At 70.8% G+C, this 21,134-nt stretch carries 22 protein-coding genes and 2 pseudogenes; 13 read left to right on the top strand and 11 right to left on the bottom strand.

The features are described from left to right. The 5 genes from NCC78_RS11295 to NCC78_RS11275 form a co-directional block, all read right to left on the bottom strand. A partial coding sequence (locus tag NCC78_RS11295) for a hypothetical protein (protein ID WP_250794124.1) occupies nt 1-555 on the bottom strand: 555 nt, incomplete at its 3' end. Next, the gene (locus tag NCC78_RS11290) at nt 546-1,088 is read right to left on the bottom strand and encodes a hypothetical protein (RefSeq protein WP_250794122.1); all 543 of its coding nucleotides are present in this window, start codon (nt 1,086-1,088) and stop codon (nt 546-548) included. The genes NCC78_RS11290 and NCC78_RS11295, both read right to left, overlap by 10 nt. 112 nt (nt 1,089-1,200) lie before the next feature. Then, the gene (locus tag NCC78_RS11285) at nt 1,201-3,555 is read right to left on the bottom strand and encodes a sodium-translocating pyrophosphatase (protein WP_250794120.1); all 2,355 of its coding nucleotides are present in this window, start codon (nt 3,553-3,555) and stop codon (nt 1,201-1,203) included. A gap of 315 nt (nt 3,556-3,870) precedes the next feature. Next, a complete protein-coding gene (locus NCC78_RS11280; protein WP_250794128.1) occupies nt 3,871-4,308 on the bottom strand; it encodes an ATP-binding protein in 438 nt (145 codons plus the stop codon). Further along, nucleotides 4,305-4,661, bottom strand: coding sequence for an STAS domain-containing protein (locus NCC78_RS11275; protein ID WP_250794118.1), 357 nt, complete (start codon nt 4,659-4,661; stop codon nt 4,305-4,307). Before NCC78_RS11275 ends, NCC78_RS11280 begins: the two co-directional genes overlap by 4 nt. Before the next feature lie 248 nt (nt 4,662-4,909). Between NCC78_RS11275 and sftH the strand changes: the two genes are divergently transcribed. From sftH to NCC78_RS11255, 4 genes are all read left to right on the top strand, one after another. After that, nucleotides 4,910-7,345, top strand: a complete 2,436-nt coding sequence (gene sftH / locus NCC78_RS11270) for a DEAD/DEAH box helicase (RefSeq protein ID WP_372495115.1) — start codon at nt 4,910-4,912, stop codon at nt 7,343-7,345. 87 nt (nt 7,346-7,432) lie between these two features. Beyond that, nucleotides 7,433-7,639 (top strand): hypothetical protein, encoded by a 207-nt coding sequence (locus NCC78_RS11265; RefSeq protein ID WP_250794116.1) that lies wholly within the window; start codon nt 7,433-7,435, stop codon nt 7,637-7,639. A gap of 112 nt (nt 7,640-7,751) precedes the next feature. After that, a complete protein-coding gene (locus tag NCC78_RS11260; RefSeq protein WP_250794114.1) occupies nt 7,752-8,330 on the top strand; it encodes an LURP-one-related family protein in 579 nt (192 codons plus the stop codon). A gap of 352 nt (nt 8,331-8,682) precedes the next feature. Beyond that, on the top strand, nt 8,683-9,258 hold the full coding sequence (locus tag NCC78_RS11255; protein WP_250794112.1) for a hypothetical protein: 576 nt from the start codon (nt 8,683-8,685) through the stop codon (nt 9,256-9,258). 75 nt (nt 9,259-9,333) lie between these two features. On the opposite strand, the pseudogene NCC78_RS11250 reads toward NCC78_RS11255, so the two are convergent. Continuing rightward, nucleotides 9,334-9,681, bottom strand: a pseudogene (locus NCC78_RS11250) (TadA family conjugal transfer-associated ATPase); the annotation flags it as partial. A 253-nt stretch (nt 9,682-9,934) separates the two neighbouring features. Between NCC78_RS11250 and NCC78_RS11245 the strand changes: the two are divergent. Further along, complete coding sequence (locus tag NCC78_RS11245; RefSeq protein WP_250794110.1) at nt 9,935-10,192, top strand: hypothetical protein; 258 nt, start codon at nt 9,935-9,937, stop codon at nt 10,190-10,192. Beyond that, complete coding sequence (locus NCC78_RS11240; RefSeq protein ID WP_250794109.1) at nt 10,159-10,464, top strand: cupin domain-containing protein; 306 nt, start codon at nt 10,159-10,161, stop codon at nt 10,462-10,464. The genes NCC78_RS11245 and NCC78_RS11240 overlap by 34 nt, the downstream gene beginning before the upstream one ends. A gap of 211 nt (nt 10,465-10,675) precedes the next feature. Here the strand turns inward: NCC78_RS11240 and NCC78_RS11235 are convergent, their stop codons facing one another. Then, nucleotides 10,676-11,929: a low temperature requirement protein A gene (locus NCC78_RS11235; protein WP_250794108.1), complete on the bottom strand. Its 1,254-nt coding sequence runs from the start codon at nt 11,927-11,929 to the stop codon at nt 10,676-10,678. Nucleotides 11,930-12,526: 597 nt separating this feature from the next. On the opposite strand from NCC78_RS11235, the gene NCC78_RS11230 reads away from it, so the two are divergent. Continuing rightward, on the top strand, nt 12,527-13,420 hold the full coding sequence (locus NCC78_RS11230; protein ID WP_250794107.1) for a DUF11 domain-containing protein: 894 nt from the start codon (nt 12,527-12,529) through the stop codon (nt 13,418-13,420). A 160-nt stretch (nt 13,421-13,580) separates the two neighbouring features. Then, nucleotides 13,581-13,985 (top strand): hypothetical protein, encoded by a 405-nt coding sequence (locus tag NCC78_RS11225; RefSeq protein ID WP_250794106.1) that lies wholly within the window; start codon nt 13,581-13,583, stop codon nt 13,983-13,985. Between the two features lie 804 nt (nt 13,986-14,789). On the opposite strand, the gene NCC78_RS11220 is transcribed toward NCC78_RS11225, so the two are convergent. Continuing rightward, entirely contained in the window at nt 14,790-15,305 is a 516-nt protein-coding gene (locus NCC78_RS11220) for an RDD family protein (protein ID WP_284706287.1), read from the bottom strand. A 345-nt stretch (nt 15,306-15,650) separates the two neighbouring features. Beyond that, on the bottom strand, nt 15,651-16,268 hold the full coding sequence (locus NCC78_RS11215) for a TMEM175 family protein (RefSeq protein WP_250794104.1): 618 nt from the start codon (nt 16,266-16,268) through the stop codon (nt 15,651-15,653). 511 nt (nt 16,269-16,779) lie between these two features. On the opposite strand from NCC78_RS11215, the gene NCC78_RS11210 reads away from it, so the two are divergent. Further along, on the top strand, nt 16,780-17,499 hold the full coding sequence (locus NCC78_RS11210; RefSeq protein ID WP_250794103.1) for a DinB family protein: 720 nt from the start codon (nt 16,780-16,782) through the stop codon (nt 17,497-17,499). Between the two features lie 6 nt (nt 17,500-17,505). Here NCC78_RS11210 and NCC78_RS11205 read toward each other — a convergent pair whose 3' ends face one another. Further along, nucleotides 17,506-17,601, bottom strand: coding sequence for a DUF3418 domain-containing protein (locus NCC78_RS11205; RefSeq protein WP_250794102.1), 96 nt, complete (start codon nt 17,599-17,601; stop codon nt 17,506-17,508). A gap of 130 nt (nt 17,602-17,731) precedes the next feature. Here NCC78_RS11205 and NCC78_RS11200 point away from each other — a divergent pair. From NCC78_RS11200 to NCC78_RS11185, 4 genes and pseudogenes are all read left to right on the top strand, one after another. Next, a pseudogene (locus NCC78_RS11200) lies at nt 17,732-18,456 on the top strand (replication initiator); the annotation flags it as partial. 28 nt (nt 18,457-18,484) lie between these two features. Beyond that, nucleotides 18,485-18,901 carry a helix-turn-helix domain-containing protein gene (locus tag NCC78_RS11195; RefSeq protein ID WP_250794100.1) on the top strand — a complete coding sequence of 139 codons (417 nt, stop codon included), beginning with the start codon at nt 18,485-18,487 and terminating at the stop codon, nt 18,899-18,901. Then, nucleotides 18,829-19,299 (top strand): tyrosine-type recombinase/integrase, encoded by a 471-nt coding sequence (locus tag NCC78_RS11190; RefSeq protein ID WP_250794099.1) that lies wholly within the window; start codon nt 18,829-18,831, stop codon nt 19,297-19,299. The genes NCC78_RS11195 and NCC78_RS11190 overlap by 73 nt, the downstream gene beginning before the upstream one ends. A gap of 354 nt (nt 19,300-19,653) precedes the next feature. Further along, nucleotides 19,654-20,457 carry an HAD family hydrolase gene (locus NCC78_RS11185; RefSeq protein WP_250794096.1) on the top strand — a complete coding sequence of 268 codons (804 nt, stop codon included), beginning with the start codon at nt 19,654-19,656 and terminating at the stop codon, nt 20,455-20,457. A gap of 249 nt (nt 20,458-20,706) precedes the next feature. Here the strand turns inward: NCC78_RS11185 and NCC78_RS11180 are convergent. Then, the coding region (locus tag NCC78_RS11180; protein WP_504919897.1) for a Fic family protein at nt 20,707-21,134 on the bottom strand (428 nt) is incomplete at its 5' end.

The following is a 21,134-nucleotide window of genomic DNA, read 5'->3' as shown; positions in this document are numbered from 1 at the left end:
GCCCGGCGGCTCGGCCACCCCGGCCGCCGCCAGCCAGAGCCGCAGCCGCCGGCCGTTGAGGTGGAAACCGGCCGGTGGCCGCTTCACCGTGCCGCGCAGCCAGGCCACCGCGAGCGGCTTCAACGTGCGGGCGTACGAGGTGCGCACGGCGTGCCGCTCGTCGGCGGTCGCCTCCCAGGTGGCCGCCACCCCGCGCGACGCCAGCTCGGCAACCAGCACGTGCACCCGCCAGGCGGCGTCCACCACCACCGACAGCCGGGCGGTGCCGCCCATCCGGACCACCTCACCCGGCCCGGCGAGCAGGCCGGCGAGGTCGGCGAGGGAGGGATCCGCCGCCTCCGCGCCGAAGAAGACCAGTTGCCGCTCGGCCTCGCCGCCGTCGCCGTAGCCGGACGACGCGGGACCGGCCTCGGGCCCGCCGGGCGGACCGGGGCGTCGGGAGCCGCGGGATCGGGGCACGCCCCGGCGGGTGGTGGGCGCGTCGGCCTCGGGCACCGGGAAGAGCGCCGGCAGCGGCTGGCCGTCCGGCGGGTCACCGAGCCCGCTCAGCGACACTCCGGCACCTCGTCGAAGGCCTGTTTGAGTTCCTCGGAGTTGAGCCGGCTGGTGTCCAGGGCGCTGGCGTCGTACTCCTTGTTCAGGGTCTCCACCGCCGCCCGGACGCCGTCGTAGAAGGCGGCGGGCTGGCCGGTGCTCAGCCCGTCGATGGTGTCCCGGGCCTTGCCGTACGCGTCGCGCATCTTCTCCAGCGAAGCGCGGAAGCCGGCGGACACCTCCGCGCCGTGCTCGGCCTCCGGGATGCCGGCCTGTTCAACCTTGCGCCGGGCGGTCTCGCTGGCCTGCTCCGCGCCGCCGAAGAGCCGCACCAGGTTCTCCTTCGCCTGCGCCGGGGTGGTCTGGGCGGTCATCTGCTGGTCGGTGCTGCTGGTCAGCTTGCTGATCTCGGCCCGCCAGGGGGTCAGCGCCGAGCAGACCGACGCCGCCCAGGCCTGCGGACTGGGGCCGCCACCGCAGCCGGCGAGCACGAGAACGAACGTGGCCAGGACCACCGTGAGCTTTCCGGCGGCTGCCGCCCGGCACGTACGCATGCGTTGCAGCGTACGACCTCTGTCGAGCGGAGGCAGCGGTCAGGTTTGCCACGTTGTACGACCGGTCCCCGGCCGGTGACGTGCGCCGACCGGGGACCGGATGCCCTACGGGTCAGACGTTGACCGTCTCCGGTCGCTGGTCCGGGCTGCCCGCGCCGGTGCCGGAGCCGGAGTCGGACATCGCGATGCCCTTGCGCTTGCTGAACACCACCGACGCGACGATGATCAGCGTGGCCACCACCGCGATGGTGACCCGCAGGCCGGTGTTCCGGTCGTCGCCGACGCTCCAGGCCACCACGGCCGGCGCGATCAGCAGCGAGACCAGGTTCATCACCTTGATCAGCGGGTTGATCGCCGGGCCGGCGGTGTCCTTGAACGGGTCGCCGACGGTGTCGCCGATGACGGTCGCGGCGTGCGACTCGGAGCCCTTGCCGCCGTACGCGCCGTCCTCGACGAGCTTCTTGGCGTTGTCCCAGGCGCCGCCCGAGTTGGCCAGGAAGACCGCCATCAGCGTGCCGGCCCCGATCGCCCCGGCCAGGTACGACGCCAGCGCGCCGGGCCCGAGGCCGAAGCCGACCGCGATCGGCGCGAGGATGGCGAGCAGGCCCGGGGTCATCAGCTCACGCTGCGCGTCGCGGGTGCAGATGTCGACGACCTTGCCGTACTCCGGGCGCTGGGTGCGGTCCATGATGCCGGGCATCTCGCGGAACTGCCGGCGCACCTCCATCACCACGGCACCGGCCGAGCGGGACACCGCGTTGATGGCCAGACCGGAGAAGAGGAAGACCACCGCCGCGCCGATGATCAGACCGACCAGGTTGCGCGGGTTGGCCACGTTCAGCGCGTTGAGGATCTCGGTGCCGACGTCGCCGACCCCGGCCGTAGCGTACGAGCTGCGCAGGCTGTCGGTGTACGAGCCGAAGAGCGCGGTCGCGGCGAGCACCGCGGTGGCGATCGCGATGCCCTTGGTGATGGCCTTGGTGGTGTTGCCGACCGCGTCGAGCTCGGTGAGCGTCCGGGCGCCGTGCTCGTCGATGTCGCCGGACATCTCCGCGATGCCCTGCGCGTTGTCGGAGATCGGGCCGAAGGTGTCCATGGCGACGATCACGCCGACGGTGGTGAGCAGGCCGGTGCCGGCCAGCGCCACCGCGAAGAGCGAGAGCGTGATGGAGCTGCCGCCCAGCAGGAACGCGCCGAAGACGCCGGCGCCGATCAGCAGCGCCGAGTAGACCGCCGACTCCAGGCCGACGCTGATGCCGGCGAGGATGACGGTGGCCGCACCGGTCTGCGAGCTCTTGCCGATGTCCTGCACCGGACGCCGGTTGGTCTCGGTGAAGTAGCCGGTGAGCGCCTGGATCGCGGCGGCCAGCACGATGCCGATGACGACCGCGCCGATGGCGACCAGTCGCGGGTTCTGGTCGACGTCGGTGAGCCCGCCCTCCAGCTCGGCGAAGGTGGCCGGCAGGTAGGCGTAGGCGGCGATCGCCACCAGCACCGCGGAGAGGACCGCGGAGAGGTAGAAGGCCCGGTTGATCGCGGTCAGCGCGTTGCGGTCCGCGGAACGCAGCCGGGTGATGAAGACGCCGACGATCGCGACGAGCACACCGATGGTGGAGATGATCAGCGGGAAGACCAGGCCGTCCTCGCCGAACGCGGCCCGGCCGAGGATCAGGGCGGCGACCAGGGTCACCGCGTACGACTCGAAGAGGTCGGCGGCCATGCCGGCGCAGTCACCGACGTTGTCGCCCACGTTGTCCGCGATGGTGGCCGCGTTGCGCGGGTCGTCCTCGGGGATGCCCTGCTCGACCTTGCCGACCAGGTCGGCGCCGACGTCGGCGGCCTTGGTGAAGATGCCGCCGCCGACCCGCATGAACATGGCGAGCAGCGCGGCGCCGAAGCCGAAGCCCTCCAGCACGGTCGGCGCGTCACCCCGGAAGAGGATGACGACCAGCGCGGCGCCGAAGAGGCCGAGCCCGACGGTGAGGAAGCCGACCACGCCACCGGTCCGGAAGGCGATCTTCATGGCGGCCTCGCGGCCGCCCTCGCGCTCCCGGGCGGCGGCGGCGACCCGCAGGTTGGCCCGGGTGGCCAGCCACATGCCGGCGCCACCGATGAAGGCGCTGAACAGCGCGCCCACCACGAAGAAGGCCGACCGGCCGAGCTTCACCGCGAGCTCGCTGCCGTCGGTGTCGTGCACCGGCAGCAGGAAGAGCAGCACCACGGCTACGACGACGAAGATCGCCAAGGTCCGGAACTGCCGGAGCAGGTAGGCCGAGGCGCCCTCCTGGACCGCGCCGGAGATCTCCTGCATGTTGGTCGTGCCCTTGCCGGCTGCCAGCACGGCCTTCGTCAGTGCGGCGGCGAAGACGAGCGCCACCAGCGCGATGACCGCGGCGATGACGACGTACGTGACATTGTTCCCGGTGAGGGAGATCCCGCCGCCCTCGGCGGCCAAGGTGTCGGACATCTGTGTCCTCCTGTACCGAACGCGCGCAGGCCGGTGGAGACGCACCGACCGGCGCCTGGATGCGGACTCGCCAGCGCGCGCCAACCCACCGTGCGGACCAGCGATGAACACCCATTCCCGCTGGCTGCGGGATGGATCACTTGCTGACAACCCGCGTACTGTAGCCCTCCGCAGTGTCGGAGGTCACACCGAGGGTGCACCATGTCGCGATGATCTTCGTCGCTGTGTTATGAACCGGAATCTGATATAGGAGTGCGTCCATGACAAGGAGGCCGCGCCCCCGGTGGGGACGCGGCCTGCGGTGGTGCGGATCGGTCAGCGGCCGACGGGCCAGACCATCCGGACCTCGGTGCCGACACCGTCCTCGACCGGGCGCACCTGGAGGTCCTCGACGAACCCGGCGAGCAGCGCGAAGCCGACGCCCGTGGTGAGCGCCTCGTCGGTGAGCGACTCGTTGGCCAGTTGGTCGGCGTCGAGCGCGGCCAGCCCGATACCGGCCTCGATCGGCGCGCGGTCGATGACCCGGACCGCGTACGCCCCGGAGTCGGACATCTCGACGAGCACCGGGTCGGGCACGCCGTACTGCCGGTGCAGGGCGACCGCGCGGGTGCAGGCCTCACCGATGGCCAGGCGCACCTCGTCGAGCAGGTCCTCACGGACCCCGGCCCGCCGGGCGACCGCGACGCCGACCAGGCGGGCGGTGCGCACGTGCACCGGAGCCGGCGAGAAGGAGAGCCGGACCGTGGCCATCAGGCGTCAGCACCGGCCGGATCGGCGCCGATCGCCGCGTCGACCGTGGGGTGCAGCGGGAAGACCTGGTCGAGCGCGGTGATCCGGAAGATCTTGAGCAGCGGCTCCTTGTCGCAGACCAGCGCGAACGAGCCACCGGCCGAGCGCAGCCGCTTGAGCGCGCCCACCAGCACGCCCAGCCCGGTCGAGTCGAGGAAGTCCACCCGCCCCAGGTCGACCACCACGTGGCGGGCCCCGCCGTCGATCAGTTCGAGGAGCCGTTCCCGCAGTCGGGGGGCGGTGTAGACATCCACCTCACCGCCGACCTCGAGCACCGTGTGCTCTCCCACGGTGCGGGTCGCCAGCGACAGCTCCATCGGTCCTCCCTCGCAAGCGCCGTAAACTCTCCTGGGCATCTAACCACTACCGCCGGGACAGCTCATGGTCAGCGGCGGAGGCCACCCCTTACCCACCGGCCCGGCTTTTCATCTCCGAACACCAGTGCGAGAGAGTGCAGGACGTGACCTCCGACGACTTCAGCGCGGCGCGTCCGGCGCCGCGCGACGCCCCGAAGTCGTCGTCGTCCGACAGCTTCAGCGCGGCGCGTCCAGCGCCGCGCCACGACCTGAAGCCGTCGTCCGAGGCCACCGTATCCGCAGGCCCCGGCCCCGAGCGACCGCCGGTGGCGGCGCCGGCCGAGCTGCTGCGCCGGCTGCGCGCGCGGACCACCGCCGACCCGGTCACCCACGTCGAGCGGGTCCCGGCCCGGGCCGGTGAGCCCGCCGCATGGCCGGACTGGGCGCCCGGGGAACTGCGCGCGGCGTTCGCCCGCCGCGGCGTGGTCGCGCCCTGGCGGCACCAGGCCGAGGCGGCCGACCTGGCGTACGACGGCCGGCACGTCGTGGTGGCCACCGGCACGGCGTCCGGCAAGTCCCTGGCCTACCAGCTCCCGGCGCTGGCCACCCTGCTCGCCGACTCCCGGGCCACCGTGCTCTACCTGTCGCCGACCAAGGCCCTCGCCGCCGACCAGTTGCGCGCCGTCGCCGCGCTGGAGCTGGAGGGGGTACGCCCCGCCTGCTACGACGGGGACACCCCGCGCGCCGAACGGGACTGGATCCGGCGGCACTCCCGCTTCGTGCTGACCAACCCGGACATGCTGCACCACGGCATCCTGCCCGGGCACGCCCAGTGGTCCGGCTTCCTGCGCCGGCTCGCGTACGTGGTGATCGACGAGTGCCACACCTACCGGGGCGTCTTCGGCTCGCACGTCGCGCACGTGCTGCGCCGGCTGCGGCGGCAGTGCGCGAAGTTCGGGCGTACCCCCGTCTTCGTGCTGGCCTCGGCGACGTCGGGTGACCCGGCCGCGGCCGCCGGGCGGCTCACCGGCCTGCCGGTCGCCGCCGTCACCGAGGACACCTCCCCGCGCGGCGGGGTGACCTTCGCGCTCTGGGAGCCGCCGCTGCTGCCGGCCGATCCCGCCGCCGAGGGGGCGACGGATCTCACGCAGGTCCGCCGGTCGGCGCTGCGGGAGACCGCGGACCTGCTCGCCGACACGATCGCCGAGGGGGTACGCACGCTCGCCTTCGTCCGCTCCCGCAAGGGCGCCGAGGTGGTGGCGGCGAACGCCCGCCGGGCGCTGGACGAGGCGGTCCCCGGGCTCGGCGACCGGGTCGCCGCCTACCGGGCCGGCTACCTGCGCGAGGAGCGACGCGAGCTGGAACGCGCCCTGCTCCACGGCGACCTGCTCGGGCTGGCCTCGACCAACGCGCTGGAGCTCGGCGTCGACCTGATCGGGCTCGACGCGGTGCTGATCTGCGGCTACCCGGGCACCCGGGCCTCGCTCTGGCAGCAGGCCGGCCGGGCCGGGCGCTCCGGGCAGGAGGCCCTGGCCGTGCTGGTGGCCCGGGACGACCCGCTCGACACCTACCTGGTGCACCACCCGGAGGCGTTGTTCGGCCGGCCGGTGGAGGCGACCGTGCTCGACCCGGCCAACCCGTACGTGCTGGCCCCGCAGCTGGCCTGCGCGGCGGCCGAGGCGCCGCTCACCCCCGCCGACCTGGAACTCTTCGGTGACGGGGCCAAGGAGGCGGTGGACCAACTGGTCGCGGCGGGGGCGCTGCGGCAGCGGCCGACCGGCTGGTACTGGCGGCACCGGGAACGGCCGGAGGTCGACCTGCGCGGCGAGGGTGGCGCGCCCGTCTGCGTGGTGGAGTCGGCCACCGGGCGACTGCTCGGCACCGTCGACGGCGGCTCGTCGCACTTCCTGCTCCACCGCGGCGCGGTCTACCTGCACCAGGGCGTCTCGTACGTGGTGGACGACCTCGACCTGGCCGACGGGTGCGCGCTGGTGCACCCGGAGGAGCCGGACTGGTCCACCCACGCCCGCGACGTCACCTCCCTGTCGGTGGTGTCGGTCCGCTCGTACGTGGACGCCGGGCCGGTCGGGCTCTTCCTCGGCGAGGTCGACGTGACCAGCCAGGTGGTCTCCTACCAGCGGCGACGGATCTCCTCCGGCGAGGTGATCGACACCCGCCCGCTGGACCTGCCGGCCCGGGAGCTGCGCACGGTGGCGGTCTGGTTCACCCTGTCGCCGCAGGCGCTGGCCGCCGCCGGGGTGGAGGCCGCCGACGTGCCGGGCGCGCTGCACGCCGCCGAACACGCCGCGATCGGGCTGCTGCCGCTGACCGCCACCTGCGACCGCTGGGACATCGGCGGGCTCTCCACGGCGGTGCACCCGGACACCGAGGCCCCGACCGTCTTCGTCTACGACGGACACCCGGGCGGGGCCGGTTTCGCCGAGCGGGCGTACGGGACGGCGGGAACGTGGCTGCGCGCCACCCGGGACGCGATCGCCGAGTGTGGCTGCGAGTCCGGATGCCCGTCCTGCGTGCAGTCACCGAAGTGCGGCAACGGCAACAATCCGCTCTCCAAGCCGGACGCGATCCGGGTGCTGGACGTGGTGCTGGCGAACCTGCCCGGCGCCGTACCGGCACCCCGTCCGGCCGAGCCCGACGACCGGCAGGTCGACGCGGCGGTCCCGGGCAGCGGGATGCAGGCATAGAACGGGCTCCGCCGGGGCAAGGATCCTTGGGAGCGCTTCCATAGAGTTCTGCGCATCCGTCGCCGTTCGTACCGAGGAGGAGGAGTCGTGGCCGACACCATCGCCGAGACCGTCGACCTGCTCTACACGATCGACCAGGAGAACCTGACCCCCGACCAGCAGATCGCCCTCGGCTCCGCCCTGGCCACGCTGGCCCAAGCGGAGCGGCTGGAGCAGATCAACGAACGGCTGCGCGGCATCCACCAGGTTCTCACCGCCTGGGCGCTGAAGGCGACCGTCGACGGCGGGCGGTGAACCCCCCAAGGGGCGTCCGCCTCCTTTGCTCTGCTGCCACCCATGCGCCAGACGGGCGGGCGACGCGGTCGGAGCTGTGCGAGACTCCGGCGCACATTCCGAAGGAGATCCCATGCAGCTCGACATCTTGCAGGCCCAGCAGCAGTTCCACATCCGCCAGCGGCTGCGGCTGATGGTCAACCAGTACCAGATCCACGCCGTCGCGCAGGACGGCTCCGAAGGTGAGCTGCTCGGGTTCGCCCAGCAGAAGCGGCTGGCCTTCAAGGAGCAGGTGACCATCTACACCGACGACTCGAAGCAGCAGGCGCTGCTCGGCTTCAAGGCCCGTCAACGCCTCGACCTCGGCGCCACGTACGACGTGACCGACCACACCGGCACCCCGATCGGCTCGTTCCGCAAGGACTTCGCACAGTCGCTGCTCCGCTCGACCTGGCACGTCGAGCAGGCCGGCCTGCCGCAGATCACCGGCCAGGAGCGCAGCATGCCGGTGGCGCTGCTGCGCCGCTTCGTCGACTCGCTGTCCTGGCTGCCGTACCACTTCGACTTCGTCGCCGACGGCCAGCCGGTCTTCTCGGTGATCAAGCAGTGGGGCCTGCGCGACCGGTACGTCGTCCAGGTGCAGCACCCGCAGGTCGACCGCCGCCTGGTGATCGCGATGGCGGTCGCCCTCGACGCCCTCCAGGGACGCTGACCCGCGCGGGCCCGGGGACGCGGTCCCACCGCGCCCCGGGTCCCGCCACGCCCAGCGAGGCGTCGCAGTGCGACTCGGCAACTGAGCGCTGTCGACCCGCAGCAGCATGCGCCGCGCAGGTCGACATCGTCCTTGACGAGCTGTCCTGCGACGGGGTGTGGACGGCTGAACAGCTCGGCCACCTCGTGACGGTCAGCCGCCAGCCGAACGTATCCCTACGCGAGGTCCGTCACGGGCTTCGCCGGCTGCTGGCTGAATAGGCGGCCATGCATGTTGACCGCGCCCGTCGCGATACGTTCAGATGGACGGCAGCAGGGGTGTCAGGCAGCCTTTAGCGACCAGAGGGTGGCCCGTGGAACCGGGATGGAATCCGCGCGACTACGACGACGAGGAAGTCGAAGACCTGTTGTTCGAGGCTGCCCGCCTGTACGACCACGTGGTTTCGGGCGGGGAGCTACAGCCGGTCTTCACTTCCGTCAGGCTGGATGCCAACGAATCGGCGTACGCCGACGACCTGATGGAATACTCCCGCTACTACGCTCTCGACGGCTACCTGCACCAGGAGCCGGTGTCCTACCTGTCGCCGATGGACCTCATCGGCTCGGCGATCAGGAACCGGGCCCGCCGCGAGGCGGCCGAAGGGCAGTGGAGGGACACCCACGTCACCAGGGTGGTTCTGACCAACCTACGTCTGCTGGTCTTCCTCGAAGGTCGCTGGCTGTCGTACTGGCACAACGCCATCGTGCAGTTGCTGCCGGCGCCCGTCGAATTCTGCCTGCACCTGACCTTCCACGAACTCCCCCCTCTGCGGCTGCGTGGACCCACCGCCGCGTCGATGGCCGTCGCGCTGGCCAGCCTCCTCTACCCTCCCGAACAGATGGCGCAGATCCCACAATTCGCCAGGTTCGACGCGACTGCGGGCGAGTAGGTCAGGCGCTGCTTCCAGCGGATGACCGGTAGACCGTGTGGATCACGGGGTGCCCGGTCACGATCGTGGTTCCGGGGCGCCGGCGGTGAGTCGCTGGGCCAGCCGGCCTACGTCGTCGACCGTGCCGACCGGCACCGCCACCTGGTGCAGGCCCTGCCCCCGGTCCACCCAGACCCGCACACCGTTTAGCAGCACGTCGGTGACCTCCGGGTCGGCCAGCAGCCGAGCGAGCGGACCGGCGCCCACAAGGTCGTCGTGCACCTGGTCGGCCATCCGCAGCACGGTGGTGTCGCCCAGGACGGCGACGGCGGGCTCGGCCCGTACGGCGCAGACGATCGCGGCCGGGGTGACCGGCGTGGCGCTGGCCGCGATCCGCTGCCGCACCCGGGCGGCGAGGGTGTCGCCCTCGGCCGGCCCGGTCATGCCGCACCGTTCACGGGCATGCCGGTCAGCTCGGTGACGATCCGCCCGCGGCCCTGATCGCGGTTGTGGTTTCGGGCACGGGCGGGGCGACGGGCGAGGTAACTCACCGGTGCGACTCCTCCCTCAGGAGCTCCGCGCAGCGCATCAGTCCCCGCCTGCGTTTCGGTAGCACGGGATCGGGAATCGCGACGCAGGCACGCCCGGGGCCGGTCGCGCCGCGCGCAACCTCGCCCAGCAGGCGACAGGAGGCACGATGAACGACCGCCCGACCGCCCAGCCCATCCCGGCCGACGATCCCCGGCGTCAACTCGTGGTCGCCCGACCCGAACAGGACGACTCCCTCCCGCACATCGCCCTGGCGGGCAACACCTACACGATCATCCTCAGCGGTACGGACACCGCCGGCGCGTACTGCCTGATCGACATGCGAGTTCCACCCGGCGGCGGTCCCCGCCCCATCGCCACGACTTCGAGGAGATGTTCACCGTCCTGGACGGGCAGATCGAGGTGACCTTCCGAGGGGAAACGAAAGTCGTCGGCGCAGGTCAGACGGTCGACGTCCCGGCCAACGCCCCCCACTTCTTTCGCAACAACTCCGAGCGGCCGGCTCATCTGCTGTGCATGTGCCCGCCAGCGGGGCAGGAGGAGTACTTCATGGCGGTCGGCGATGCGGTGCCGAGTGCGAGCACGCCACCTCCGCAGCTCAGCGAGGCCGAGCAGGCACAACGGCAGACGAAGGCGCAGAGCCTCGCGACGCGGTACCGCACCGAGCTCGTCCGGTGAGCAGCCGACGCCGGTCGCGGATGGGGACTGCGACGGGCCCGTGCCGACCACCGTCGTGACGTCTCGCCGCCCGGGTCGTGGATGCCACCACGCTCCTTGTTGACGATCTGCCCGGCTTGGGCGGGCGAGACGCGCCCGGCGGGTGTCTGCCGGACGACCCGAAAGAGCCCTTCACCTCAGCCTGGGGCATCCGTTGCGGCCCACGCCCTGCCTAGCGCAGTGGCGAGGGCGCCTCGTCCGGGCGGCGCCACTCGCGTAGGCCGTCCCACACCGCAACTCCGGCCAGGACGACGGCTACGGCGCTGGTGGCGATCGTCGGCGCCCGGTGCAGCATCACCGGCGTCAGGGCAGCGAGCGCGAGCAGCCCGACCACCCGGGACGCGGACACCCGGCTGAACACTTCGTACTCGAGGCGGGACCGCCCGACCAGGAACAGCGCGGGCCCACCGAAGATGACCGCGAGCCAGAGCGGGTTCTCGTGTCCGCGCGGTTCGTGGATGACGAGTGCGTAGCCGACGCCGGTGGCGAGAATGCCGGTCACCATGACCAGGTGGGTGTAGAACCCGGACTTGCTGAGGCGGCCTGGACGCGAGGCGGCCTCGACGGCGGCGGGGAACACCGTCCCAGCGTGGTGGAAATAGATTCGCCACATCAGCACCGCGGTGGCGAAGGACACCACGGTCGGCAGCACCCGGTCCGGCGTGAACTCGTTGGCGAACGTCATGCCCGTGAGCAGGATCGTTTCGCCGATCGTGATGATGATGAACTGCTGGTAGCGCTGGGCGAGGTGCTCGCCCACGGCTTTCCAGTCCTCGGCTCCGGTGCGACCAAGCCCCGGTACCGGCCAGCCGAGTACGAATCCCGTGCAGTCCAGTGCGATCGCCAGCGTCCACAGCACGCCGCGCGCGGGACTCTGCGGGAACAACGCCGCTCCGGCGATCCACGGCACGGCGGACACCGCACCCCAGCAGAGGTATCGCGCGGCGCGGCGGCGCCCGGGGCCATGCCGGGTGAGCAGGAAGATGACGGGCCTGCCGACCTGGATGGCGACGTACGTGACCGCGAAGACCACACCCCGCGCGCCGAACGCGTGGGGCAACGCGACCGCCATGATCAGGCTGCCGAACATGGTCCAGACGATCAACAGCTGGATCACCGGTTGTCGTGTGTCGTATCTGCTGGTCACGAATGCCGCTTGGACCCAGACCAACCACAGGGCCAGCAGCAGCAGCGCCGTCTGACCGACCTCAGGCAGGACGACCCGCCGGTCCGTGGTGAAGTCTTCGACCAAGCGCTCCGAGAACCGGGTGAGCGCGAAGACGAAAACCAGATCGAGAAGTAGCTCCCCCTCACGGCCCCGCAGTAGCCCGCCCCAGCCACCGACCGTCATCTGCCGCTCGTCTTCCGTCAGCTTCGCCCCGGTATTGACCCAGTCGTACCACGCCGCGCGGGGCCTCCGACGCATGTCTGCCAGGCGTCCATCCCTCGCCCACGCACCGAGCGGAAATCGGTCGCCTGCGTGGCGGCCAGGGCCGTCGGCGGGATGGGCTTCCACGACCTGCGACACGGCCTACGAGCCCTGAGCGTGACCGTCGCAGCGCGTACCCCGGAAAGGGACGATCCCCGTCTAGGGGGAGCCGGACGCACCTTGTCGACTCGTGCCGAACGTCGTCGACCAATGCGTTCGAGCAGCTGAGGTTCTCTGCTGTGTCGTACCTACTTGGATCAAAGGGCTTGCTGCCTCATGGCTGCCCTGACCCAAGGCCTGGTCATCGCCGCAGCCCTGAACCTCAGGAATGCCGTCGAGGAGGTTGCTGACGGCCCGGTACGGAGATCACGAGCCCCGGCCGGTCGGTCTGAGGCTCCAGCGGTTGGCTGGTCTCTCTTCTGCCCGCCTCTGAGACCAAAAGGGGATCGTCCGGTAGGGACGCGGGAGGCGACTGCCTCCGGCGGAATCTCGTAACGCCCTCCCTGCCAGCGACGCTTGATCAACGGGACGTGACACAGGTCCCGTCGGTTCTTTGGACCGGCTCCTCTTCACACCGAGGTATAGATGCGCTCCATGTCTCCTGCCCGGCGGTACCGCCTGGCCGCACGCCTCGCGCTCGGCGCGCTCGGTGCCCTCGCGGTCGCGACCGTGTCCGCCACACCCGCCCTCGCCGCGCCCAGCCGCGCCGATCTGACCGTCACCGTGTCGGCCAACCCGACGACGGTGGTGGACGTGGGCGGCGGGGTGGCCGTACAGGTTGACGTCCGCAACGTCGGCACCAGGGCCGCCGCCAACGTCATCCTGCAGCACGCCCTGCCGCCCGGCGCCTACTTCAGCGACGGCAACTCCATCCCGGCCGGCTGGCAGTGCGACCTCCGGACCACCCTGGCCTGCACGCACGGCTCCCTGGCTGCCGGCGCGACCGCCCCCCGGCTGATCTTCTACGTCTCCTTCCCTGGCGGACCGATCGGCGACACCGCGACGTTCACCACCACCGCGTCAACGACCAGCAACGAGCTCTCCCTCGCCAACAACACCGGCCAGGCGACGGTCAGCTACATCCGCGGCGTGACCGACGTGGCGGTCAACCAGGTCTGGGCCCCCACCCAGGCCCAGGTCGGTGACACCGTGGAAATCGGCATCGACGTGGCGAACAACGGCAACATGACGGCCCAGGAGGTTTACGTCACGGTGCCGCTGCCGGCCGGCTTCACCCGCCAGTCCGAGAGCGCCAGCAGCCCCTGGTACTGCGACTTCGTGGACGACCCGGCCCTCGGCGGTCCCGAGTGGCGGTGCACGCTCTACCAGCTGGTCGACGGTTGGCAGGCCGACACCCTCTACCTCACCGCGACCGTCACCTCCGGCACCCCGGGCGACTCTGTGCCGGTGACCGTCACGGCCTCCACCAACTCCCCCGAGGACAACCTGGGCGACAACAGCGCGCAGACGAGCATCGCCATCGTCTGATCACGCCGACGCGGGTCTCCGCGTTCGTGCGGGCCCCGGCGCCCAGGGAAACCCGGCGCCGGGGCCGGCCGCTCGCCACGCTCGAAGGTCAGACGTCGAAGCGGAACTAAGAGCCGCTGCCGTGCTACCAGCGGCGACTCGCTGCTGAGACCATCGGCGCGTGGAGGAGCCGGTGACGGGCATGGCCGTGGACGGAGAGCACCAGGGCGCCGCTCAGCAGGAAGCCGTGTCGTTCCGCACTGCTCTGCGGCGATCGGCCATGGGCCTGGCCTTCGGGGCTTTTTTCGTTCTGGCCACCTCGTGGTTCGACTCGGACGGGATAGGCGCGTTGTTGGGTGCGCTGATCTTCCTGCATCAGGAGGAAGATCGGCGGTCGTGGTGGGCGCTTGCGGTAGCGCTACTGATCGCGGTGCCTGCGGCCCTCGTTGCTGAGGTGATGTTGAAGGGGTGGCTACCGCAGCCTTGGGACGGCTTCCTGTTCTCCGTACTCGGTGCCCTGCCCGGAAGCGTTGCCTACGCCGCCGTCACTCGGATTCAGCGCAAGGCGCAGCGACCGAGCGTCTGACACGAAGAGGAGCGTCCGCATCCCCGGCAGCCGACGACCAGCCCGCCTCACCTAGGCGGCCGCGTGGCAGCGTCGCCGGTCTGCTCGCGCCACTGGCCGCCTTCGGCCTGTCGGTGCAGGAGTGGGTGACCGGCCTCGGTCGGGATCTCGCCCCCGCCACCGTGGCCAAGTGCTACCAACTGCTGTAGATGATCCTTCGGACGGCGGTTCAGGCACGGCTGATCGCCACAAACCCCGCCGAAGAGGTACGACTGCGTGACCGGTCCCGCGACGTCAAGGTGGTCACGATCAGCCGGGCGGACTTCTTCGGCCGGCTGCTACCCGCCGTCCCACCTCGGCACCGGGGAATCGTCTCTGCCGCCGCCGGGGCCGGCCTGCGCTGGGGTGAGTGCGCCGGGCTGACGTGGTCCTCGGTCGACCTCGACCGGGCGCGCACACCCCGGACGACTACGCCACCCGTGTCCTGGCTGCCTTCGACAGCTCTGCTGCCTCTCTGCTGCCTCCGGCCGGGGAAACGCCCCCGGTCGGAGCCTTCGACGCGGACGGAGACGACCTGTGACCTGGGCCGCAACGCTTACCCCCGAAAGGGACGACCCCCGTCGGGGGGAGCCTGATCGGAGTAACTATCCAGTGCCAGCGACGGCTGTTCCATGCGGTCGCGCGTCGGCGGCCTGGTCATTGCTTCCGGCCGTCGTCGTGGAGTAGCGACAGGTTTGCTGACTCTCTGCTGACGCGCACCTGGCGTGGCTCCGCGGTTGCCACTGTCACGGGCAGGCGTGCACGAGGGCCCCGATTTGACTCGCGTCACCCCTTGATCACAACTGACCTAACGGCGCTGTCGGCGAAGGTTTGACGTTTGCGGTGCCACAACGGGCGCAGCCAACCGAGATAGAGCAGCAGGGTATCGAAGACGTGCGCCACGTCGCGGAGAAATGCCCGGCCTATACCGATCGGCTCGCCGGTGAACTCGTCGACGAGCCGGATCCTGACCGCCGCGCGACCCCAGGTTTGGCCGAGCATGCCGCCGCGGACCCAGCGGTTGAAGATCAGGATGCCGAACGGTCCGACGATTAGCAGGCTGACGAAGGCGTCGCCTAGGAGCGTGCGCCGGCCGACGTCGAGCGGAACGACCGAATTGACCGCGGGCATGACTATCCAAGGCGAGTAGAAGGCCACCACATCGATCAGGTAGGCGCCCACGCGGCGAGGCCAGCTTGCGTACACCAGGATCCCTTCGACGACCGACCATCCAACCGCCGGCGACGCTACCTCCCGCGTCCGCAGTTGTAGGACCCGTTTTGGGGCGGCAAGACGCGACATCAAATCGCTGCTGGCTGGTGCAGTCCATCACCCAACTCTCGCCCGGCAGCCGTAGTCCACCGACGACTCGCTTACAAGCTCTGTTCACCCCGTCCGGCGGCGCCCGCCCGCGTGTGCGACCTCGGGCCACCGTCCGCCGCTCACCGTTGACAGCTATCCACGTCCGGGGCGGTTGCTGTCACCGTTGCTGTCGACAGCCACGGCCCGGGCTTCCCGGCCCGCGACGCACGCCGCTCGATCCGCCAGGCCACGAAACCGTAAGCAAGAAGGGAAACGCGCCGAGCAACAGGCCGCTAGCCACCACGACAGACGCGTAATCCGGGCTGGGTCCTCGCTCGGCAGCGGCTATTGCTGCCGGTCGCCTGCAGGAGAGCCGACCACCTCGAGGCGTTCGAAGATGTAGTAAACGGGGACGGCGGCGATGATGGCCAGTGCCACCGGCGGGCTGACGAAGGCGACGGCGACCGCGGCCAGATACAGGACCGACGCTACCCCGAATCGCAGCCGCGCCTTCCAACGGGCCCGCTTCGGCAACGGCTGCCGGAGTCGCCCCGAACGCAAGGTCCATTCGAAGATCCCGGCGAAGCTGAACCCCATCCCCATGAAGGCAGCCGCATACAGAAGCACCGCCACCCGGGCGTCCTGCCCGCCCAGCGCGAGGTACTCGGCCACCGTCGCCGTGTCTACCGGGATGAGGACGACGAACACCAGCAGGACGAGGTTGAGGAGGGCCAGCGTCCGGTCGACGACGGCGACGTTCTGGACGAGGGCGTGATGGTTGATCCAGATGAGCCCGATCGTGGCGAAGCTGATCAGGTAGGCGACAAATGAAGGCCAGTGGTCCGCGACTTGATGCAGGAGCGGGCCATGACCCGGGCCGGCCACCGCCAGGTTCAGCGCTAGTAGCGTGATCGCGACCGCGAAGACCGCATCGCTGAATACCTCCAGCCGAGTTCGGCTCACTCCACAGTTCTACCGCAACACCGCGACGTGCCGAGGGGATTCAACCCGGCCAGCTACCGCCGGGCCCCGCCGCCGCAACCCACCCCGGCCTGAGCCCCGCATCCTCCGCACTGCATGTCAGACGTTGAAGCGGAACATAGAGCCGCTGTCCCGCCACCAGCGTGAACGGCTTGCGACACCTGCTCACACGGCGTCTCGGGCTGCCAGCGTTGGTGGCTGGTTGACGACGTTTGACAGCGTCTTGTGCCCCCTGTGTGCTCCACACTGGCAGGAGCGGGCGACCCGGCACACCTAGCAGCGGCAACGGTGGCTGGCACCTGCTCCCAGGCGTCGCCACGCGTCACGTCCCTGGCTGCCAGTTTGATCGAAGAAGGTCTTGGTCCATCCGGAGAAGGATTCGTTGGAGGCGATCGCGACGCTGTTGCGTTCTCCGCGCTCGGTCAGGACCTGGAGGAGGCCAAATCAAGCCGGGGAGGCTGGCTTGTCGGTGCTCGGACCTAGTATGCGGAGCATGACGCGGTATGTCGACGAGGATCTGCACGGTGCGGAGTTCCGCGAGTGCGATCTGACCGGGGCACGCCTGATCGGCGTCGTCATGCAGGATGCCGTAATCGACGGGCTCATCACCAACCTCGTGGTGAACGGTGTCGAGGTCACCGAGTACGTCGAGGCAGAGCTCGACCGGCGTCATCCGGTGCGGGTGCTGATCCGCTCCGAGGACCCTGCCGATCTGCGCGAGGCATCGCGTCAGCTCCATGCCGGCTGGGCCGCCACGATCGAGCGAATCCGCCGTACGCCCGGCATCGAGCGCCGCAGCGTGAACGACGAGTGGTCGGCGGTGCAAACGATGCGCCACCTGGTCTTCGTCCACGACTCGTGGTTCCGCCGCTGCTGCCTGGGCTCGACGGAGCTGTTCACGCCGATGGGCATCGGGACGACCGTCGAGCCCTACCGTGGAGCGCACGGGCTTGACCTCTCGCTCGATCCGGCCCTCGACGAGATCGTGAGCGTGCGTGACGCACAGGCCGCCGAGCTCGAGGCCTGGCTCGACGAGGTCACCGCTGTGCAGCTCGCAGCGCGAGCGCCGGTGCCCGACGAAGATGTCTGGCCGCCGTACGCCCGGGGCCGCTTGGTGCGGCAGTGCCTCGGCACGGTGCTCAACGAGACCTTCGAGCACCACGGCTTCTGCGTCCGCGACCTCGACCTGATCGAGGCACAGGATGCTGAGTAGGGCCGGCTACGGACTCAGCATCTTGCGGATGCGGGCATCGCTGACCGTCTGCGCGGTGCCGAGCTGCTGGGCCCAGAGCTGGACGCGGTACTTCTCGAGCATCCGGAGCCTTCGCTAACAATCTGCAACCGATCCGCGAGGCATGGCGACGAATGGGTTTCAAGCCTCAGCAGCCGCAGGACGACGCTTAGACGGTCCTGCCATCCCGTCTGCCATCTCGCTGAACGGTGGCTGGGACGTCACCGACAGCATGGTCGCCGGCTACCTTGCCAAGTACGCCACCAAGAGCACCGAGGTAACCGGGCACCGCTCCGTCAGGCTCGACGCCGATTCGATCGGCGACTACGCCGATCCTGACGGCGACCACACCGCCCGCCTCATCGACGCCTGCTGGCGCATCGGCCGACCCACCGGCAAACCCGTCCCGCTGTCGCAGCGGCCTCGGGACCATCGGCCCCGGCCCGGCTTCGTCGAGCGCTGGGAGTGCCCCGACTGCGGCACCCACACCCGACACGCCGCCTGCCCCGTCTGCGTCGCCGACCGTCAAGCCAGCCTTGACACCCAAACGACGAAACCGGCCAGCACCAACCCGTACGCCCGGCTGCGCCGGTGGGCGCACATGCTCGGCTTCGGCGGCCACTTCCTCACCAAAGCCCGCCGCTACTCCGTGACGTTCCAACTCCTGCGCGACAGCCGCGTGAGCTTCCGCCGGCTAGAGGACCAGGACCACGAGCATCCCGCCGCCGGCGGCGGCCATCCCGTCGACGACCTCGACGACGACACCACCCTCATCGTCGGCACCCTCACCTTCGCCGGCGTCGGTTGGCACACCACCGGAGACGCCTCCTCGCCAGCACCGCCGCCGCCCTCGCCCGCGAACGACGAACCACCGGCCGCGAAGAACTCGCCCACGAACTCAGCACCACCCCGGCCGGCACCGCGCCGGCTGCCGCCTGACCCGACAGACCTGAGGAGGTCACCCGTCATGAGCACCACCGCCCGTTGGAGCCGGGTCGTCCGGCTCGTCCCTCGTACCGGGGCAGTCGTCGTCGAGCCGGTCACCTACACCGTCCGGGAGGTCGCCAACCTGCTCAACCTCTCGCTGGGAAGCACCTACGCCCTGGTCCGCGACGGCACCATCCCCGCCACCCGCCTCGGCGGTCGCTGGCTGATCCCCCGCGCCCGCTTTCACGCCTGGCTCGACGCCGTCGCCGACCCTGCCGCCGCGACCGGGACCGATCATGGCCGGGGGCGCCGCTTCCGGGCTTCCTGGTGTCCGCGCTACGCCGGCTGCGCACCGGTGCCGGTGATCCGGACCCGCGAACGCTGGTGTTCCGTGACCGAGTCGGTCGCGCGCTGCGTCGGTCGAACTTCCGCCGCCGGGTCTGGCTGCCGTCGCTAGTCCGCGCCGGGCTGCTCGGCCGGGTCGTCAACACCGGCCCGCATCGCTTCCACGCGGTCTGGCCCGATCGGGAGGGCATCGAGTGGTCCGCGGAGTTCCCCACCGAGCGGGAAGCGGTCGCCTGCGTGGCGACGAAGGCTGTGGGCGGGATGCGGTTCCACGACCTGAGACACGCATACGCCACCTGGCTGGTCACTGACGGCGTCCCGGTCAACCTGGTGCAGCGGGTGATGGGCCACGAGCAGGCATCGACGACGCTGAACCGTTATACGCACACCCCTGCTGACTATGCCGCTCGGATCTTGGAAGCCTTCACGCTGCCTGCTGACGATCTGCTGACTCCGGCGGCCGAGCCGCCTACCGAAAGCCTGCCTGACAGCATGGGAGAGTTGCCGTGACCTGCGGCGCAGCGCGTACCCCGGAAAGGGACGACCCCCGTCGGGGGGAGACGGGGGTCGTCGGAGGTTCGGCTCCGGGGGGGTCGAGCCGAACCCACTCAGCGGTCACGGGGGGTGCAACCGCCGAGGGTCTGTCTGCTGTACGAGATATGAATACTCGTCGTGCCGACAAGTCTGCCTGAGCGGACCTGTATACGTCGAGTGGTGTTGCCTCCACTCCCTGCGAATTCCTGTTCGCAGAGTGTGACCGTCGTCACGGTGAGCGGAGGCGAAGGGGGTCGGCCCGCGGATCTGAGGGGTCGCCGGACCCCGGGCACCCGCCGACGATAGACCATCGGGCTAGACTTTCGCGCCGTGGGCCGAAGTGCCGCTTTCTTCGATCTGGACAAGACCGTCATCGCCAAGTCGAGCGCCCTGGCGTTCGGACGGCCGTTCTACCGGGACGGCCTGATCACCCGGCGTGACGTGGTCAAGTCGGCGTACGCGCAGCTGATGTTCCGGCTGGGCGGCACCGACGAACAGACCATGGCCCGGACCCGGGACTACCTGGCCACCCTCTGCAAGGGCTGGCAGGTGGAACAGGTCCGCCAGATCGTCGCGGAGACACTGCACGAGCTGATCAACCCCTACGTGTACGCCGAGGCCGCCGCGCTGATCGAGGAGCACCAGGCGGCCGGGCGGGACGTCGTGCTGGTCTCGGCCTCCGGCGAGGAGATGGTCCGGCCGATCGGCGCGCTGCTCGGGGTGACCGACGTGATCGCCACCCGGATGGGCGTGGTGGACGGCCGCTACAGCGGCGAGGTCGAGTTCTACGCGGCCGGCCCGAGCAAGGTCGACGCGGTCGGCGAGCTGGCCACCGAGCGCGGGTACGACCTCGCCGACTCATACGCCTACTCCGACTCGTACAGCGACCGCCCGCTCCTGGAGTGCGTCGGCCATCCCAGCGTGGTGAACCCGGACCGGCAGCTGCGCCGGCTCGCCGTGGAGAACTCCTGGCCGGTGCTGGAGTTCCGGCACCCGATCCCGCTGGGCCGGCGGCTGCGGGAGCGTCCGGCCGTCCCGGTGGCCGCCGCGGCGCTGGGCGTGGGCGTCGGCGTCGCCATCGGCATCGCCTGGTACGGCCGGCACCGCCGCACCCGCGCCGCCACGGTCGCCTGATCCCGCGCCACCACCGTCCGCCTGATCCCGCGCCGCCCGCGCTACCACCGTCGCCTGAACCCGCGCCGGCCGCGCGACCACCGTCGGCTGATTCCGCGCCCGCGCGACCACCGTCGCCTGATCCCTCCCGATCCCGACTCGGTCGATCATCGGGTTAGGTGGGCATGGTCGGAACTCAGGCAGCCCTGGTCGGGCACCACAACCGCATGCGCCGGGGGCGCGGCCCGGCGCGGGATGGTGGGGTGGGGGTCAGGCGGCGGCGAGGATCTCGTCGCCGATGGCCGTGAGCTGGTCGGCGCCGACCTCCACCGCGCTCATGTAGTGGCGCAGCCAGGAGCGCAGGCCGTCCGGCGTGCCGGTGGCGAAGGCGCCGGCCGCGCCGACGTACTCCGGTTCGCGTTCGTGGTGCCCGACGTCGACGGCGAGCAGGCCCCGCGGGTCGAGGCCGCTGGAGAGCAGCACCAGCCGGGCGGCGCCCCGGGCCACCACCCCGGACGGCCCGGCGAACGGGCGCAGGTTGAGCAGCTCGCCGTGCACCACGGCGGCCTGCACCAGCGGGGAGACCTTCGTGCCGCCGGTGACCAGCGTGGCCAGCCCGTCGAGCCGCGCGGCGACCACGGGGTCGCTCACCGGCCGGCCCAGCTCGTCCTCGGCGACGACGTCCCGGGCGGCGAGCA

It is taken from the genome of Micromonospora phytophila (genome assembly GCF_023656545.1).
Classification (GTDB): domain Bacteria; phylum Actinomycetota; class Actinomycetes; order Mycobacteriales; family Micromonosporaceae; genus Micromonospora; species Micromonospora phytophila.
The sequence above is the reverse complement of the archived record's forward strand: the minus strand, read 5'-3'. Positions and strand labels throughout refer to the sequence as shown.